The organism is Paramixta manurensis, assembly GCF_013285385.1.
GTDB lineage: Bacteria > Pseudomonadota > Gammaproteobacteria > Enterobacterales > Enterobacteriaceae > Paramixta > Paramixta manurensis.
The window spans coordinates 1,182,016-1,195,881 of the sequence record NZ_CP054212.1; the positions used below are offsets into that span (position 1 = coordinate 1,182,016).

18 protein-coding genes are annotated in these 13,866 nt (G+C 51.8%); 7 read left to right on the forward strand and 11 right to left on the reverse strand.

Annotated elements, in window-relative coordinates; genetic code table 11:
• Window positions 1–25: 25 nt before the first annotated feature.
• From PMPD1_RS05735 to PMPD1_RS05745, 3 genes are all read right to left on the reverse strand, one after another.
• Window positions 26–259, reverse strand: coding sequence for a hypothetical protein (locus PMPD1_RS05735; protein WP_173633132.1), 234 nt, complete (start codon window positions 257–259; stop codon window positions 26–28).
• Window positions 260–392: 133 nt separating this feature from the next.
• Window positions 393–563, reverse strand: a complete 171-nt coding sequence (locus PMPD1_RS05740) for a hypothetical protein (protein WP_173633133.1) — start codon at window positions 561–563, stop codon at window positions 393–395.
• Window positions 564–732: 169 nt separating this feature from the next.
• A complete protein-coding gene (locus tag PMPD1_RS05745; RefSeq protein ID WP_173633134.1) occupies window positions 733–1,011 on the reverse strand; it encodes a hypothetical protein in 279 nt (92 codons plus the stop codon).
• A gap of 405 nt (window positions 1,012–1,416) precedes the next feature.
• On the opposite strand from PMPD1_RS05745, the gene PMPD1_RS05750 reads away from it, so the two are divergent.
• From PMPD1_RS05750 to PMPD1_RS05765, 4 genes are all read left to right on the forward strand, one after another.
• The gene (locus PMPD1_RS05750) at window positions 1,417–1,725 is read left to right on the forward strand and encodes a PTS sugar transporter subunit IIB (RefSeq protein WP_173633135.1); all 309 of its coding nucleotides are present in this window, start codon (window positions 1,417–1,419) and stop codon (window positions 1,723–1,725) included.
• A gap of 180 nt (window positions 1,726–1,905) precedes the next feature.
• A complete protein-coding gene (locus tag PMPD1_RS05755; protein WP_173633136.1) occupies window positions 1,906–3,213 on the forward strand; it encodes a PTS sugar transporter subunit IIC in 1,308 nt (435 codons plus the stop codon).
• On the forward strand, window positions 3,213–3,551 hold the full coding sequence (locus PMPD1_RS05760; protein ID WP_173633137.1) for a PTS lactose/cellobiose transporter subunit IIA: 339 nt from the start codon (window positions 3,213–3,215) through the stop codon (window positions 3,549–3,551). The genes PMPD1_RS05755 and PMPD1_RS05760 overlap by 1 nt, the downstream gene beginning before the upstream one ends.
• Window positions 3,552–4,991: a glycoside hydrolase family 1 protein gene (locus tag PMPD1_RS05765; RefSeq protein ID WP_173633138.1), complete on the forward strand. Its 1,440-nt coding sequence runs from the start codon at window positions 3,552–3,554 to the stop codon at window positions 4,989–4,991. It abuts the gene before it with no gap.
• 28 nt (window positions 4,992–5,019) lie between these two features.
• Here the strand turns inward: PMPD1_RS05765 and PMPD1_RS05770 are convergent, their stop codons facing one another.
• Entirely contained in the window at window positions 5,020–6,039 is a 1,020-nt protein-coding gene (locus PMPD1_RS05770) for a LacI family DNA-binding transcriptional regulator (protein ID WP_173633139.1), read from the reverse strand.
• A gap of 125 nt (window positions 6,040–6,164) precedes the next feature.
• Window positions 6,165–6,824, reverse strand: a complete 660-nt coding sequence (locus tag PMPD1_RS05775) for a CPBP family intramembrane glutamic endopeptidase (protein WP_173633140.1) — start codon at window positions 6,822–6,824, stop codon at window positions 6,165–6,167.
• 399 nt (window positions 6,825–7,223) lie between these two features.
• On the opposite strand from PMPD1_RS05775, the gene PMPD1_RS05780 reads away from it, so the two are divergent.
• Window positions 7,224–7,517 carry an I78 family peptidase inhibitor gene (locus PMPD1_RS05780; protein ID WP_173633141.1) on the forward strand — a complete coding sequence of 98 codons (294 nt, stop codon included), beginning with the start codon at window positions 7,224–7,226 and terminating at the stop codon, window positions 7,515–7,517.
• A gap of 39 nt (window positions 7,518–7,556) precedes the next feature.
• On the opposite strand, the gene PMPD1_RS05785 is transcribed toward PMPD1_RS05780, so the two are convergent.
• From PMPD1_RS05785 to PMPD1_RS05800, 4 genes are read right to left on the reverse strand one after another with little or no spacing between them, the layout of a single operon-like run.
• Entirely contained in the window at window positions 7,557–8,057 is a 501-nt protein-coding gene (locus PMPD1_RS05785; protein WP_173633142.1) for a protein disulfide oxidoreductase, read from the reverse strand.
• Entirely contained in the window at window positions 8,057–8,773 is a 717-nt protein-coding gene (locus tag PMPD1_RS05790; protein ID WP_173633143.1) for a DsbA family protein, read from the reverse strand. The genes PMPD1_RS05785 and PMPD1_RS05790 overlap by 1 nt, the downstream gene beginning before the upstream one ends.
• On the reverse strand, window positions 8,770–10,794 hold the full coding sequence (locus PMPD1_RS05795; RefSeq protein ID WP_173633144.1) for a protein-disulfide reductase DsbD family protein: 2,025 nt from the start codon (window positions 10,792–10,794) through the stop codon (window positions 8,770–8,772). Before PMPD1_RS05795 ends, PMPD1_RS05790 begins: the two co-directional genes overlap by 4 nt.
• 48 nt (window positions 10,795–10,842) lie before the next feature.
• Window positions 10,843–11,205: a copper resistance protein gene (locus PMPD1_RS05800; protein ID WP_173636128.1), complete on the reverse strand. Its 363-nt coding sequence runs from the start codon at window positions 11,203–11,205 to the stop codon at window positions 10,843–10,845.
• 304 nt (window positions 11,206–11,509) lie between these two features.
• Here PMPD1_RS05800 and PMPD1_RS05805 point away from each other — a divergent pair, with 304 nt between their 5' ends.
• Window positions 11,510–12,055 (forward strand): GNAT family N-acetyltransferase, encoded by a 546-nt coding sequence (locus PMPD1_RS05805; protein ID WP_173633145.1) that lies wholly within the window; start codon window positions 11,510–11,512, stop codon window positions 12,053–12,055.
• 35 nt (window positions 12,056–12,090) lie between these two features.
• Here the strand turns inward: PMPD1_RS05805 and PMPD1_RS05810 are convergent, their stop codons facing one another.
• Together PMPD1_RS05810 and PMPD1_RS05815 are read right to left on the reverse strand one after the other, a co-directional pair.
• Complete coding sequence (locus PMPD1_RS05810; RefSeq protein ID WP_173633146.1) at window positions 12,091–12,339, reverse strand: biofilm development regulator YmgB/AriR family protein; 249 nt, start codon at window positions 12,337–12,339, stop codon at window positions 12,091–12,093.
• A 197-nt stretch (window positions 12,340–12,536) separates the two neighbouring features.
• A complete protein-coding gene (locus PMPD1_RS05815) occupies window positions 12,537–13,208 on the reverse strand; it encodes a MarC family NAAT transporter (RefSeq protein WP_173633147.1) in 672 nt (223 codons plus the stop codon).
• Between the two features lie 363 nt (window positions 13,209–13,571).
• On the opposite strand from PMPD1_RS05815, the gene cspE reads away from it, so the two are divergent.
• Complete coding sequence (gene cspE, locus PMPD1_RS05820) at window positions 13,572–13,784, forward strand: transcription antiterminator/RNA stability regulator CspE (RefSeq protein WP_173633148.1); 213 nt, start codon at window positions 13,572–13,574, stop codon at window positions 13,782–13,784.
• Window positions 13,785–13,866: the final 82 nt, after the last annotated feature.

Consider the following 13,866-nt stretch of genomic DNA (forward strand, 5'->3'; position numbering starts at 1 on the left):
AGGGCTAATGTCATATCGCCTCTGCTTAGGCTAGTGCGTACTCACGGACTTGCGGAGCGCGCAGGGGCGATTTCGCCACACGATGCGCTTTCGACGGGTCGCCAACCAGAAACTCAAACGTTGGCGAGTAATAAAAAGGCAGCCAGCCGCCGTAATCCTGCTCCCACTCCCAACGAACCGGGCAGGGCCACAGAATGCCTTCGTACAAAATGTAATAGATCCACCGACCAGTTGGGCGGCGGGGTTTTTGCGTTTTCATGGGATTCACAACGGACAATGAGAACAAAAAAACAGCTTATATTTTGACCTGGTTGGCGTAAAAATTCAACCTGACGCGGGTATCGAAAGTGCGCCAGGCCAGCCGGGCAAGCCCGACCGCCGGTGGTTTGCGATTAGCGGTGAACTTCACCGCAAATCAGTACCGCATTCGGGCGCCGCTGATGGATACGATCAGCCATTTGTTCACAAGCGGCCCGTGTGGGATAAATGCGTTCAGACACCGGTAACGCATCACAATCATCATGCCCACACGCGCTGACTAACAGCACGAAGCCAATCAACATATTCAACTCCTTTCACCACGGTCTCTGTTTACGGACGTTCGGTGTTTATTCCTTTCAATACTTCCAGTGTAGCTAAAAGGGGAGACAAAACGGTTATCCTTGCGAGCTAAACAGCATAAAAAAGCGCGATGTCTGACATCGCGCTTTTTTTCTGGCATGAAACAGGGAATTACAAAGCGGTAGAGGCTGCTGAATTGATTGTTTGTTTATTGTCAGGCGTGCTTTTATCAATGGTGATTTCAGGCTGGCACTTCTCCTGCGGTTTAACCACGCGGAACTCCGCCTTGCCCTGATAAACATAGATACACGCGCGCCCCATATCACCACCATCCTGCTCTTGTGACAGCGAAATCGTCACGGTTTCCGCCTGGCTCATTGACGCGAAACCGGCTGTCGCCGCCAGTAGCAGACAGGGCATAAACCGCCAGATAAACGGCAGGCTTTTCATCTTTACGTCCTTTTAACTGAGTGGGGATCACGTTGATGAGAAACTCAACGATGCTTAGCGCAATTATCGAACGCGGTAAAAATAAACAATAGACGGATTAATCTGATTTAGGGCCACCGAAAACCACTATTTTTATCCTGCTGGTCGGTAAGCGCGGCACCCTGACAGCATTCATCACGGGAAAATGTGAGCTGAAGCGAGAAAACGAGAATTATATTATATCTTTTTACCTGGCCCTTATTTGATTCCCGCCCACTTAGAATTAAGTGACCGACCTCACACACCATCGTAATGAAAATACTTTTTTGATATTAATCACACAACCAAAATTGCTTTCTGAAACCGGTTGCAGAAATGAGTCACGCACGGTATCACTTAATTAAACGTCAACCGGAGCGAGGGGAAATGAATAAAATCCTGTTGTGTTGTGCCGCTGGCATGTCCACCAGTATGGTGGTGCAAAGGATGGAAAAAGCGGCAAAAGATCAAGGGATTGAGTTAGAAATTAAAGCGATTGGTATTGAGGAGTTTCAACAAGAAATTGATAAATATGATTGTTGTTTATTAGGTCCACAAATCAAATACAAACTGGCCGATTTCAAACCCATAGCCGATAGCCTGAATAAGCCTATTTCCGTTATTAATAGTATGGATTACGGCATGCTGAACGGTGCCAAAATTCTGAATGATACCCTGAAGTTAATTCAGGCATAAGCTCACCACCAGACGGTCTGGCGATAAATATATTCTCCGGGCCGTGGTTACTCAAAATTCTAACATTACTGTTCCGTTTTCTTTTCGGCGCCGATCTCTGCTCGTTGTCGGGTGTGGAACGCCGGTTTTTAAACCTCAGATGCAGCAGAAAAACCGCCTTTGAACGGCAAGGAGACTGTCATGAGCAGCTTCAGTGAAACGCTGTTTGGTGTCATAGAAAATCGTATTAGTCCGGTCGCGGGGCGCCTCTCAAGCCAGCGCCATGTTATTGCAATCCGAGATGGCTTTATTGCCTCAATGCCTTTCCTGATCGTCGGTTCATTTATGTTGCTATTCGCCCATCCGCCCTTTGCCGCGAACAGCCAGTGGGCCTTTGCGCAATGGTGGCTAGGCATGGCCGACCGCTACGCCGAACAAATCATGATGCCCTATAACATGACGATGGGGATTATGGCGCTGTATATTGCCAGCGCTATCGCCTATAACCTGGCGCAAGGTTATAAGATGAACGGATTTATGGCGGCGAGCCTGTCGTTAATGGCTTTTCTGGTGGTCGCCGCGCCGCAGACCAATAAAGGATTACCGGTCATGTCGTTAGGCGGTGAGGGTATCTTTACCGCGATTATGGTTGCCTTGTTCTCTACCGAGCTGATGCATTTTCTGCAAAAGCATAATATCGGTTTTAAGCTGCCTGAACAGGTTCCACCGAAAATTCGTCAATCGTTTGATTTGCTGATCCCGATTATTGCCATCTTCCTGACCCTGTTTCCGCTCAGTTTGTGGATACAACATCAGTTTCATATGCTGTTGCCGCAAGCGATTATGTCGATTTTCGCGCCGATTATTTCCGCCTCTGATTCCTTACCGGCGATCCTGATTGCGGTACTGCTGTGTCATCTATTGTGGTTTGCCGGTATTCATGGCGCGGTGATTGTTGGCGGGATTCTACAAGCGTTTTGGCTGACTAACCTTGGCATTAACCAACAGGATCTTACCGCCGGTCAACCGGTGACGCATGTCTTTATTGAACCCTTCTGGCAGTTTTTCATTGTTATTGGCGGTTCGGGTTCGACCATGGGGTTAGTGTTACTCTATCTGCGAAGCCGCTCGGCACATCTACGTACTATTGGTAAGTTGAGCATTATTCCCGGCATGTTCAATATCAATGAACCGGTGATTTTCGGTTCGCCGGTGGTGATGAACCCACTGCTGTTTATTCCCTTTATTTGCGCGCCGTTGGTTAACGCCACTATCGCCTATACCGCAACCCGTACCGAACTGGTTAACCATGTCATCTCACTGGCGCCGTGGACCACGCCAGCACCGATAGGCGCCGCCTGGTCTACCGGTTGGGATTTCCGCGCCATCATTTTAGTGGCGGTATTAGTCGGCATATCGACGTTGATTTATTACCCCTTTTTCCGCATGTACGAGCGCCAGTTACTGCAGCAAGAGCGCGAAACCTTGACCGCAGCGGAGAGCGCATAATGGAAATTGATGAAATTACCGTGATGGAGTTGATCATCCATGCGGGCGAGGCCCGTTCACATGCTATGGAAGCGTTACGCGCCGCACGCCAGCAAGCGTGGGCGCAGGCGGACGAACAGCTTTTAGCGGCCAGCACCGCCGCGCGCGCCGCGCACCGTATTCAGACCGAATTAATCGGTGCGGATGAAGGCTGCGGCAAAATACCGGTCAATCTTATTCTGGTCCATGCCCAGGATCATCTAATGAACGCCATGCTCTGTCGTGAACTGGCGGAAGAGATTGTGATGTTACGCCGTGAAATGGCCGATCTTCGGCCGTCGCTACCGCAGGAGAGTTAAATGAAACAGGCTGTAGTAAAACCGTTTCCCGACCATTTTCTTTGGGGCGCCTCAACCTCGGCTTACCAGGTCGAAGGCGCATGGAATGAAGAGGGGAAAGGGCCATCGGTGATCGATAAGGCCAGTTTCCATGATGGGATTACCGATTTCACCGTCACCAGCGACCACTATCACCGTTTCCAACAGGACATTAAGTTGTTTGCTGAACTGGGTTTGAAAACCTATCGCTTCTCCATCGCCTGGAGCCGCCTCTATCCGCAAGGCGATGGCAGGCTAAATGAGCAAGGTCTGGCGTTTTATGACCGCTTGATTGATGAAATTTGCCGTCATGGTATCGAACCACTGGTCACGCTGTATCATTTTGATCTGCCGTGGGCATTGCAAGAGAAGGGCGGCTGGTCAAATCTGGCCACCGTTACCGTTTTTGAGCGTTATGCTCGTACCTGTTTTGAGCGTTTTGGCGATCGGGTGAAATACTGGCTGACCATCAATGAGCAAAACATCATGATCCTTAAGGGCGAGATCATCGGCACCTTACCGCCCGGTACGCCCAACGCGCAACAAATGCTGTATCAGCAGAACCACCACATGATGCTGGCGCAGGCCAAAGCAATGATCCTTTGCCATCAGTTATTACCGGAGGCCAAAATTGGCCCGGCGCCGAATATCTCCTGCGTCTATGCCGCCAGCGCGCGACCGGAAGATGTGCTGGCAGCCAATAATTTCTCGGCGATTCGTAACTGGCTGTACCTCGATCTGGCGGTCCATGGTCGTTATAACGCCGTGGCGTGGCGGTTTATGGAAGAGAAGGGGTATCTTCCGGCGGTCACCGAGCAAGAGATGGCGATTTTGCGCGCCGGAAAACCCGATTTCATTGCGTTTAATTACTACGCTTCGGCGACGGTAGGGGCCGACCTGCCCGGCGAAGCACGCGAAGGAGAAGAGGTACAACAAGTAGAGGACCAGCAACTGGCGGGCATTGACCGGACGGTATATGTCGGCACTAATAATCCCCATTTGGGACGTAATCAGTTTGGCTGGTATATCGATCCGGTAGGCTTTCGTATTACCGCGCGCGAGATTTATGAGCGTTATAATCTGCCGTTGATCGTGACCGAAAATGGTCTCGGCGCTTTTGATACGCTAGAGGCGGGTAACAAGGTCTACGACGATTACCGCATCGATTATTTACGCCAACATATTGAGCAATTGCAGTTAGCGATTGACGATGGTGTTGCGCTATTTGGTTACTGCCCCTGGTCGGCGCTTGACCTGGTCAGTACTCATCAGGGCATCGGTAAGCGTTATGGGTTTATTTACGTTAACCGGGATGAGCATGATCTCAAGGACTTGGCGCGTTATCGCAAGAAAAGTTTTTTCTGGTATCAACGCGTGATTGCCAGCAATGGCGCGAATTTAGCGCCGGAGATTGAATACTGAACGCAGGGCGGCCAGACGGCCGCCTTTTTTAGCGCTGAAACCATGGGCCGGGTTTTACCGAATCACGCACCACCAGTTTTCCGGCGAAGGGCGGCAGAGGTTCCACCGGTTCCCCTTCCAGCATTGCCACCAATTGCGCAAGGGTGTGCCGGATCATTTCCGCTACCGGCACATGTACCGTGGTGAGTGGCGGAACAAAATAGCCGGTGACTTTACTGTCATCAAACCCCAGCAGTGAAACCTGGTCAGGAACGGCGATGCCAGCTTGATAAAACGCCTTTGCTGCGCCTATCACCATATCATCATTACTGGCGACCAGCGCGCTGAAGCTAACGCCGCGCGCCAGCAATTCACGGGTGGCATTGAAGCCGCTTTCCAGCGACCAGGCGCCCTGCACGATGCGCGCCGCATCACAGGCGATACCGTTTTGTTGCAGTGCTTGCTGATAGCCCGACAGACGGCTTTGCGCAGTAGGCGACTCTGGCAAACCGCTAATAAAGGCGATTTCACGATGCCCGTTGGCGATCAAATACTCAACTGCTTCAACGGTATTGTGCTGGTGGCAGGCATAAACGCAATGCGCCTGATGCCGCGTGAGTTGGCGGTTAACCACCATGATCGGGGTAGCGTGTTGATCGATGATTTCCGCCAATTCATCAACGTTAAGGAAGCGTGGATAGATGATGATGGCATCACAGCGTAAGTCGAGCAGAAACTGGATGGCCTGCCGTTCATCGTCAGCGGAATATTTGCCGTCAGCGAGGATTAATTGGCGACCATAATTTTCCGTCATCGTCGCGGTCTGAAACAGTAACTCGCTAAAATAGGGGCCATTAAACAGGGAGTTGGTCACAATAAGACCAATATTTTGCGATTTCTGCGTCGCCAGATTACGCGCCAGCAAGTTAGGCCGGTAACCGGTTTCTTCAATCGCCTGGTAGACACGCTGCTGCGTGCTCTTTTTTACATAGCGGGTGCCGGCCAGTACGCGTGAAACGGTCGCTTTCGACACGCCCGCCTTTTTCGCCACGTCGAGCATGGTGATCATGGGTGTTTCCTGAAAAAGTGAACCGGAGAGCTACGCCAAATATTACCTGAAGCCGCGCCGTCACGGTACGCCTTGGCTGATTCTCATCGGGGGTAAAGCCGATGAGAAAGAGAATAGTGTGAGCTTCATCCGTTTTGCGTTGAGGCGAAGAGCGAAGGCAATAGAGCGATGAGGTTATTCAGCATATGGAGAAAGATAGGCAACGCCAGGCTATTGGAGCGCAAGCGCGCAGCGCACAGCAGCAGTGAAAACAGCGTTAAAATCACTAAGGTTTGCCAATGCACATATTGCGTATGCATTACCGCAAACAGCAGTGAGGTGAGCAGCATACAGGCAAAACGGCTTTTCGGCGCCCACACCAGAAAGCCCTGCAACAGGAACCCACGAAATAAAATTTCTTCAAATATCGGCGCCAGCAATACGGCGGAAAACAACAAAATCAGTATCGCGTGTAATGACTGTTGGGATTGGTCTTCCAGCCACCGCTCCGGCTGTAAAAACCATGTTTGCGCTATCATCAATAGCAACAATAACCCGCTATAGAGTAAGGCGGAGGCAGGCGCTAAACGGCCAAGAGGAATATCGCTACGACGAGCAATATAGAAACGGTATAGGGGATAAATTACCGCGAATTCGAACAGACAGAGCACCGGCACCAGCAAGCCATCGGCACGCAGAACGGTGTAATTCGGGAATAGCGTGATCATCAAAGTGATCAGGTAATAAAGCACAAAGCTGCCGATGTAAAACAGCGTTAGAAAAACTCTGCCAGTGCGAAGGTTCATAAGCGGCTCTGTGGGAAAAAGTGCTCCGAATATATCAACCGGTAGCAGGGCTGTCGAGCAGTGAGCCGGTAAGAAACAGCATCAACGCGCGTAGGGAGCGCGTTGATTTGCTGTCAATCAATCTGCGGAAAGAATCGCGGGTTTAATGGTTGGCTCCGGGCCTAACGAACCCGGACCGCCACTACGGTCATCACAATGGCAAAGCTAATAAAAATGGCGAGTTCCATAATCACCTCCTAAGACTAATCTTAGAAAGAGTATAAAGCGCGCCTGCATATTTTTTGCACTATTTGTGCCACTTTGTTTCGGCATATGATCATGTTTTAAGTTTGTTTATAGGTCTAATAAGCTGTCGATACGATATAATTGTGGCTCAAATAACGATAATGGGAGTGATGGGTGAAACTTTATAGAAAAATACTAATCGTGGCGTCATTAATGATGTTGGCGGCGTGTAGTAGCGCACCGAAGCAGAACACGGCGAAGGTGAGCGGGCAGGGAGAAGATATGTGCGGCGCGGCGGCACAGCAGTCCTACGTTGGTAAACCGCTTTCCTCCCTTGATGGCGTGCGCTTTGCCACGCCAATGCGCGCCATTCCGTATCATTCGGCGGTCACTATGGATTTTAATCCGCACCGACTGAATTTTATTGGCGATAAAGCGGGCATTATTACTCACGTTCGTTGTGGCTAATTAATAAGGGGCGTTGACGCCCCTTTTACCGAGTAGAACTTAGCGTTGCGCCCACCAGAGCCGAAGTTTTAATCCCCAGCGACTCGTCCAGCCAGTAGTGGTACTCACCACCTTACCTTGATAAAGAATCACGTAAGTTGGCGTGACACCGACCTGCCACTGCGCGGCTAAACGTCCTTGCGGGTCGTTAATGGTAGGCAGCGCATAGTGTTTGGCGCGCAAGTAGTTATTGACGCGGCTGTCGTCACCAGAGCGCAGCGCGATGCTCACCACATTACCGCCATCCTGCGCCAGCGCCGCGACGCCGGGCGTGGTGTAGCGACAAATTCCGCACCAACTGGCCCAGAAATAGAGCAACAAGGGTCGCTGTTGGCTTAGGGCATCCAGCGTCACGGTTTCACCATAAAGCGTAGGCAACGGTTGGCTGGCAAAGGCGGCTGGCGCTTGGGGCGCCCGCCACTTATCCATTACTGTGACCAGCGCCAGCGTCATTATGGCCAGCAGCGCGAGATCGCGAAACCACCGTTTCAGCCGGGACATTATTGCTGGGCCAACGCGTGTTTCACACTCTCTTCTAATTGCGCATACGAAACCGCGCCAGATAGCATCGTGTCGCCAATCAATGTTGCGGGGGTGCCCTGCACGCCTAATTGTTGGGCGAGTTTAAGGTTCAGATTGACGGTTTCCAGGCTCTGTTTGCTGGGTTCGCCGATCTTCACGCCGACCTTCTTCTCCGCCGCTTTGATACTGGCATCATCGTGATAGCCCTTTTTCGCCATTAAACGTTGATGCAGCGCGAGGAATTGTTGTGGATTCTGTTCCCAAAGGGTTAGCGCATCGCGAGCGGAGGTCAGCGAACTTTCGGAACGGTACGGCAGGGGTTTAATCACCACCGCCACATCGGGGTGGTTTTGCACCAGTTTTTCTAACTGGGGATCAAATTGTTTGCAGAAGGGGCAGTTATAGTCGGTGAAAGAAACCAGCGTCAACCTGGCGTCTTTCTTACCGATGCGTGGTGAACCGGGATCGCTAAATAGCGCGGCTTTGTTCTGTGCCACCACCTGCTTAACCACATTTTGCTGCTGTTGCTGAGCCTGCTTATCATAGGCATCTGCCGCCTGCGCCAGAATATCGGGATGTTGTACCAGCGTTTCGCGAATCAGATCCTGGATACGCGCTTCTTGCTCTGGCGTAAAAGGCGCGGCGGCCCACAGCGGGGCAGAGATAAATAGCAGTGCGTAAGCGAATTTTTTCATGATTTTTTTCCTTTGGCATTGGACAAGGTGTCAAGCAGGGTTTGACGATCAAGCAGCGGCGAAAGCACCGTACCTTGCGGGTTTCCCGGTCCATAAATTTGATTAAACGGTACGGCAACACTGCCGCGGCGTTGTAAGAAGTGGGTAATGGAGGCTGACGGTCGGCTCCAGTCGCCACGTAACGCGACAACGTCATCCGCCATCAATGCTTGCTGCACATCTTCACGCAGCAACACCCGATATTTATTGGCTTTACAGGTCACACACCAGTCGGCGGTGACATCGACAAACACACGTTTATGTTGCGCCAGTGCCTCATTGATGGCTTGCTCGCTCAGCGGCTGCCAGTTCACCTTATCGGTCATTGGCTGACCGCCAAAATGCGTGCTCCCGGCAAACAATAAAGCGCCATATAACGCCACGATGGCGAAACCGCTAATCGCGGCGGTGCGGGCGCCAAACTGGCGCCAGGCGGCGAGCAGCAATGCGATTAATAGGACAGCTGCCAGCCCCATTACGATGGTTTTCCCAAGCGTTGGTAGCAGTAAGCTCAGCAGCCACAGGCATGAAGCCAACATCATCAAACCCAGCAGAATACGCAGAACATTCATCCAGCGGCCGGGGCGTGGTAAACGCAATGCCAAACCGGGCCAGGCGGCAATCAACCACCACGGTAAACTCATCCCGATCCCGAGTGCGATAAAGATCGCCCACAGCAACGGCAATGAGGCTCCCAACGCAAACGCCACCGCCGTACCTAAGAAGGGAGCAGAACACGGCGTCGCCAGCAACGTGGCAAACGCGCCCTGCCAAAAGTGACCGCCATATCCTTGACCAGAATGGGTGGCGAGCCGGGTATTGAGCGAAGAGGGCAGCCGTAGGTAAAACAGACCGAACAGGTTGGCGCTAAATAACAGTGTCACTACCACCATAAAACCGATAAACCATGGGTTTTGATACTGAATTCCCCAACCCAACGCATGATTGCCGAGCCGGAGAAGCGTCATTAATAGAGCCAATGCCATAAAAGAGACGACGATACCGGCGCTTGAGGCCAGGAATTGACCGCGCACGCTACGCCGATCGCGCTGTGTGACATGTAAAATTGAACTCAATTTCATGCCAAGCACCGGTAATACGCACGGCATCAGGTTGAGGATAAAACCGCCGACCAACGCCATCAGCACCGCTTGCCAGAGAGGAAGCGGCGCGGCATCGGTTAACAGTGGCGCGCCAATAATGGCGCTGCTTTGCTGAGCAAGGCCGCTATTGGCAATCACCAGCGAGAGGCTTTTTCCGCCTAGATCGGGCGCGCCTTCTCCCCATTCATCGGTAACCGGCACCCGCGCTTCCAGCCGGTTTCCGACGCGTTTCAGGACAGGCTTTCCGACACTGGCACCCTCTAGCGTATCGAAAAACATCTCCGGTTGTTGCCAGCCTTGAGCGCGCTCCGCAACGATTTGCAGTTGCCCTTGCTGATACCCGACGCGTAGTGAATCGGTCAATCCGCTGCTGATCGGAACCTGGCCCATCGCCTGCGCATAGTCATGGTTGAACTGAGCATCTACCGGCTGCGTCAAATCAAGACTAAATGGGAAGTCGGTCAGAATGCAGACATTGCTACAGGTTGAGAGGGTTAATGTCCCGGCCACGCGTCGTTGTGCGGTATCGGCGAGCGTAATTGGCAGTGAAACACGGTCATGGTAACCCTGGGTGGTGATACCCCCAACGTCAAAACGCGCAGGTGTCGGCCAAAACCAGCGGGCGTTAGGCGCGGGAGATTGCCAGTGAATTTCTGGCGCGATGCCGCCTTCGCCAGGCGAACGCCAGTAAGTTTTCCAGCCTTTCTCCAGCTTCACGTCCAGCAACAGCCGGGTGTTTCCTGCCGGTGATGTATCGGCGCGCAGGCGAACCTGAGCATGGTTATTTTGCGGGTTTTGTAGCCAGCCGCTATCTGCCGCCTGAACGACCGGCAGCCAGCACAACAGCAGGAGAACAAAGCCCCTGAAATGCCTTAACATGATTTTTTCTCCGTAAATGATTTTTTGTCGCGATGTTAAAGCGAGCGGTCATTCACGGAAGACGCAGTTTCTGAGATGTATGCGCAGAACCGGCGAAGAAAATTCGCGCGGTGGAGGAAAGAATAGCGGTGTCTCGCGCAGCATGGCGAGGAAAGCCAGCAATAGCGCTAAGGCAGGTAAGACCGACTCAAACAGCAACGGGGGCGCCATTAGCAAGGAGTGCGCGCTTAACTCACAAGGTGAAACCGGTGCTTCGGCCGACGCGGAATAGGCGGTAACGGTTGAAGTTGCAAGCGGGCTTAGCTGCGCTTGTAGCATCTGCAAGCCGGCACTGCGCTGGGCCATGCAGGTCAGAATGACCAGGCAAGCCAGGGCAAGAAACCACTTTGCGATGCGATACCGTTTCGCCATTGCCACCTCGGTGTAGAAAGTGCGCATATCTTAACGGGCTGACCACGATTGGCAATGGGTAGCCGTGTAAACATTCGTATAGTTAACGATATACACCGCCTGTCACCAGATTGTCACGCCGCCAGGGTAGCCTGTGAAGGTAAAACAGTGATTTCCCCGTCACAAAGCAATGCACAGCTTGTCTTTTTTCTTCCCGCCGCGTGCGGGATTTTTTTTGCCTTATGCGAGCGGTTTTCCCTTACGAAGCGGCAACTTTCTGCCAAAATTACTTATTTTGCGCCCCCGTGAATGGATAACACCAACTATGAACTCAACGTTTCACGAAGTGCATGTTGCGCCCGCTAGCGCCGCCTTGCTCGAATCGCTGGCTCTGCACGACTACAGTTTTACCGTCACAGAAGAGGTCCAGGCGGCTTTTGATCGCCCAATTGATGCGTGTTTGCAGGCGGTTGAACCTTATGAGAAAGCCTACTTTAATCAACCACAACAGTTTTCCGCCTATTTGGATAGCCTTGATGGCGCGTTATTCGTTGCCCATTTTGCAGAACAAGCGGCAGGTTATCTGGCTATCAGTCGTCACTGGAATGGCCTGGCATTGGTAGAGGATATTGCCGTTGAGCGTAACCAGCGTCATTGCGGGTGCGGTCAGGCATTAATGGCTGCGGGTATCCGTTGGGCACATGAGCAGGGCCTGGCGGGGCTGATGCTGGAAACGCAATCAAACAATGTTGCGGCCTGCCGCTTTTATGAACGGCAAGGTTTCGAATTAGGCGGTATTGATCGCTGTCTCTACCGCGGCTTGCACTCACGCCGGGCGGAAACCGCACTATTTTGGTATTTGTGGTTTTAAATACATGCGCAGCGGTAAGCAACAGTGAGATGGAATTATTGCTCTTTCTCTTCCATTAACTGCGCCAGTAAGCGGCGATAGCCCTGTAGCATCCCCTCATTCATTTCCAGTTCCAGCTTACGCAATACGCTGGCAATCAATGAGTGAGTGGTCGTTGGCTGACCTGTCTGCATCAATTCAGTCATTACGGCGGCGAGCAGTTCGGCTTCTTTCGGCGCGTGCCACGCCGGGCTATTAAAATAGTCAGTAATGGCGCGTCCCGCGCTGGGGGGCTGTGTTCTCATGCTAAACCTCCGAAAAAGCCGCGCCGGCCCCACACGGCGAACCGTTGAGATCCTGGCGTAAAGAATAATTAAGGACAGCAAATCAGAGCGCATTGCCGACAGCGGTAAAGAAATACCGCCGATGGTTTTTTAAACATAGAACCGCCTTGAAAAAAAGTCAGTAACACGATGAAATATTTTTTCGCGGCGGTTCCGGTTTAATGCGCTGAATAAGTTGTGACTACCTCAAGGACGCCATTAATAATAAATTGCACGCCCATGCAGACCAGCAAAAAGCCCATTAAGCGGGAAATGGCTTCGATGCCGCCTTTGCCAACCAAACGCATAATTGCGCCGGAGCTGCGCAGGCAAAGCCATAAAATAACGCTGACGGTAAAAAAGGTGGCAACCGGCGCCACTTTGACGACCCAGGGAGAAAAATCGATCCCGCTACGCACCGTCGAGGCTGAGCTAATAATCATGGCGATGGTGCCGGGGCCGGCGGTGCTTGGCATCGCCAGCGGAACAAATGCGATATTCACCGCCTTCCGTTCATTGATTTCTCCCTGTTTATGTTCCGCTTCTACCGACTGACCGGCCGGTTTATGCGGAAACAGCATGCGGAAACCAATAAAGGCGACAATTAACCCGCCAGCAATCCGTAAGCCGGGAATGGAAATGCCAAAGGTGTCCATCACGGCCTGACCGGCATACCAGGCCACGGCCATAATAATAAATACGTAAATAGAGGCCTGCAGCGATTGCCGATTACGCTCATCAAAATTCATTTCACCGGCGAGGCCGAGAAAGAGGGCGACGGTTGTCAACGGGTTGGCGAGCGGTAGCAGGATGACTAATCCCAGCCCTATCGCACGAAAAAGCTCCAACATAAAGAGGACTCCCTTTCCTTCGTGGGGGATAGTTAACAGTGATGTTATTAACTAATATTAACGCACGGTATTATTACCGGGAAAATTAAACAGATCCAGCAACAAAGATTAAGCGAAAGCGTGGTTTTGTGTTGTGATATTAACCAACATAAATAATCCTTGCATCGCCGGGGCTAGTATGAGTAAATGCCCCAGTCGGTTTGTCTGGCAGTCCGATTATGCGAGCAGTTTTAGTAAAGCAGTCTGCAGTTAAAGCGTTATCTCAGATATCTCTTCTTCAGTGACTCCTTCCTGAGTGCCTCATAACTCTGTAAACAAACCCTGTTGCCCTGAGTGGCGTGTAACTGAATGAAGGATAGACAAATGTCTAACAAAATGACTGGTTTAGTAAAATGGTTCAACGCTGAGAAAGGTTTCGGCTTCATTTCTCCGGCTGATGGCAGCAAAGACGTGTTCGTACACTTCTCTGCTATCCAGAGCGAAGGTTTTAAATCTCTGGAAGAAGGCCAGAACGTTGAGTTCACCATCGAAAATGGTCAGAAAGGCCCGGCTGCTGCTAACGTTACCGTTCGCTAAGCCAATCCGGTGCCAGGCCGCATAGCAATATGCGGTTGTCACCCGCTCAAAAACCCGCCTCGTGCGGGTTTTTGTGTATTAC

Bases quoted from the DNA above. Each gene is read 5' to 3' on its own strand.
- PMPD1_RS05740 (WP_173633133.1), bottom strand. From the start codon at position 563: ATGTTGATTGGCTTCGTGCTGTTAGTCAGCGCGTGTGGGCATGATGAT.
- PMPD1_RS05765 (WP_173633138.1), top strand. From the start codon at position 3,552: ATGAAACAGGCTGTAGTAAAACCGTTTCCCGACCATTTTCTTTGGGGC.
- PMPD1_RS05790 (WP_173633143.1), bottom strand. From the start codon at position 8,773: ATGAAAAAATTCGCTTACGCACTGCTATTTATCTCTGCCCCGCTGTGG.
- PMPD1_RS05800 (WP_173636128.1), bottom strand. From the start codon at position 11,205: ATGGCGAAACGGTATCGCATCGCAAAGTGGTTTCTTGCCCTGGCTTGC.
- PMPD1_RS05815 (WP_173633147.1), bottom strand. From the start codon at position 13,208: ATGTTGGAGCTTTTTCGTGCGATAGGGCTGGGATTAGTCATCCTGCTA.
- PMPD1_RS05735 (WP_173633132.1), bottom strand. From the start codon at position 259: ATGAAAACGCAAAAACCCCGCCGCCCAACTGGTCGGTGGATCTATTAC.
- PMPD1_RS05745 (WP_173633134.1), bottom strand. From the start codon at position 1,011: ATGAAAAGCCTGCCGTTTATCTGGCGGTTTATGCCCTGTCTGCTACTG.
- cspE (WP_173633148.1), top strand. From the start codon at position 13,572: ATGTCTAACAAAATGACTGGTTTAGTAAAATGGTTCAACGCTGAGAAA.
- PMPD1_RS05795 (WP_173633144.1), bottom strand. From the start codon at position 10,794: ATGTTAAGGCATTTCAGGGGCTTTGTTCTCCTGCTGTTGTGCTGGCTG.
- PMPD1_RS05805 (WP_173633145.1), top strand. From the start codon at position 11,510: ATGAACTCAACGTTTCACGAAGTGCATGTTGCGCCCGCTAGCGCCGCC.
- PMPD1_RS05775 (WP_173633140.1), bottom strand. From the start codon at position 6,824: ATGAACCTTCGCACTGGCAGAGTTTTTCTAACGCTGTTTTACATCGGC.
- PMPD1_RS05750 (WP_173633135.1), top strand. From the start codon at position 1,417: ATGAATAAAATCCTGTTGTGTTGTGCCGCTGGCATGTCCACCAGTATG.
- PMPD1_RS05755 (WP_173633136.1), top strand. From the start codon at position 1,906: ATGAGCAGCTTCAGTGAAACGCTGTTTGGTGTCATAGAAAATCGTATT.
- PMPD1_RS05810 (WP_173633146.1), bottom strand. From the start codon at position 12,339: ATGAGAACACAGCCCCCCAGCGCGGGACGCGCCATTACTGACTATTTT.
- PMPD1_RS05760 (WP_173633137.1), top strand. From the start codon at position 3,213: ATGGAAATTGATGAAATTACCGTGATGGAGTTGATCATCCATGCGGGC.
- PMPD1_RS05770 (WP_173633139.1), bottom strand. From the start codon at position 6,039: ATGATCACCATGCTCGACGTGGCGAAAAAGGCGGGCGTGTCGAAAGCG.
- PMPD1_RS05785 (WP_173633142.1), bottom strand. From the start codon at position 8,057: ATGTCCCGGCTGAAACGGTGGTTTCGCGATCTCGCGCTGCTGGCCATA.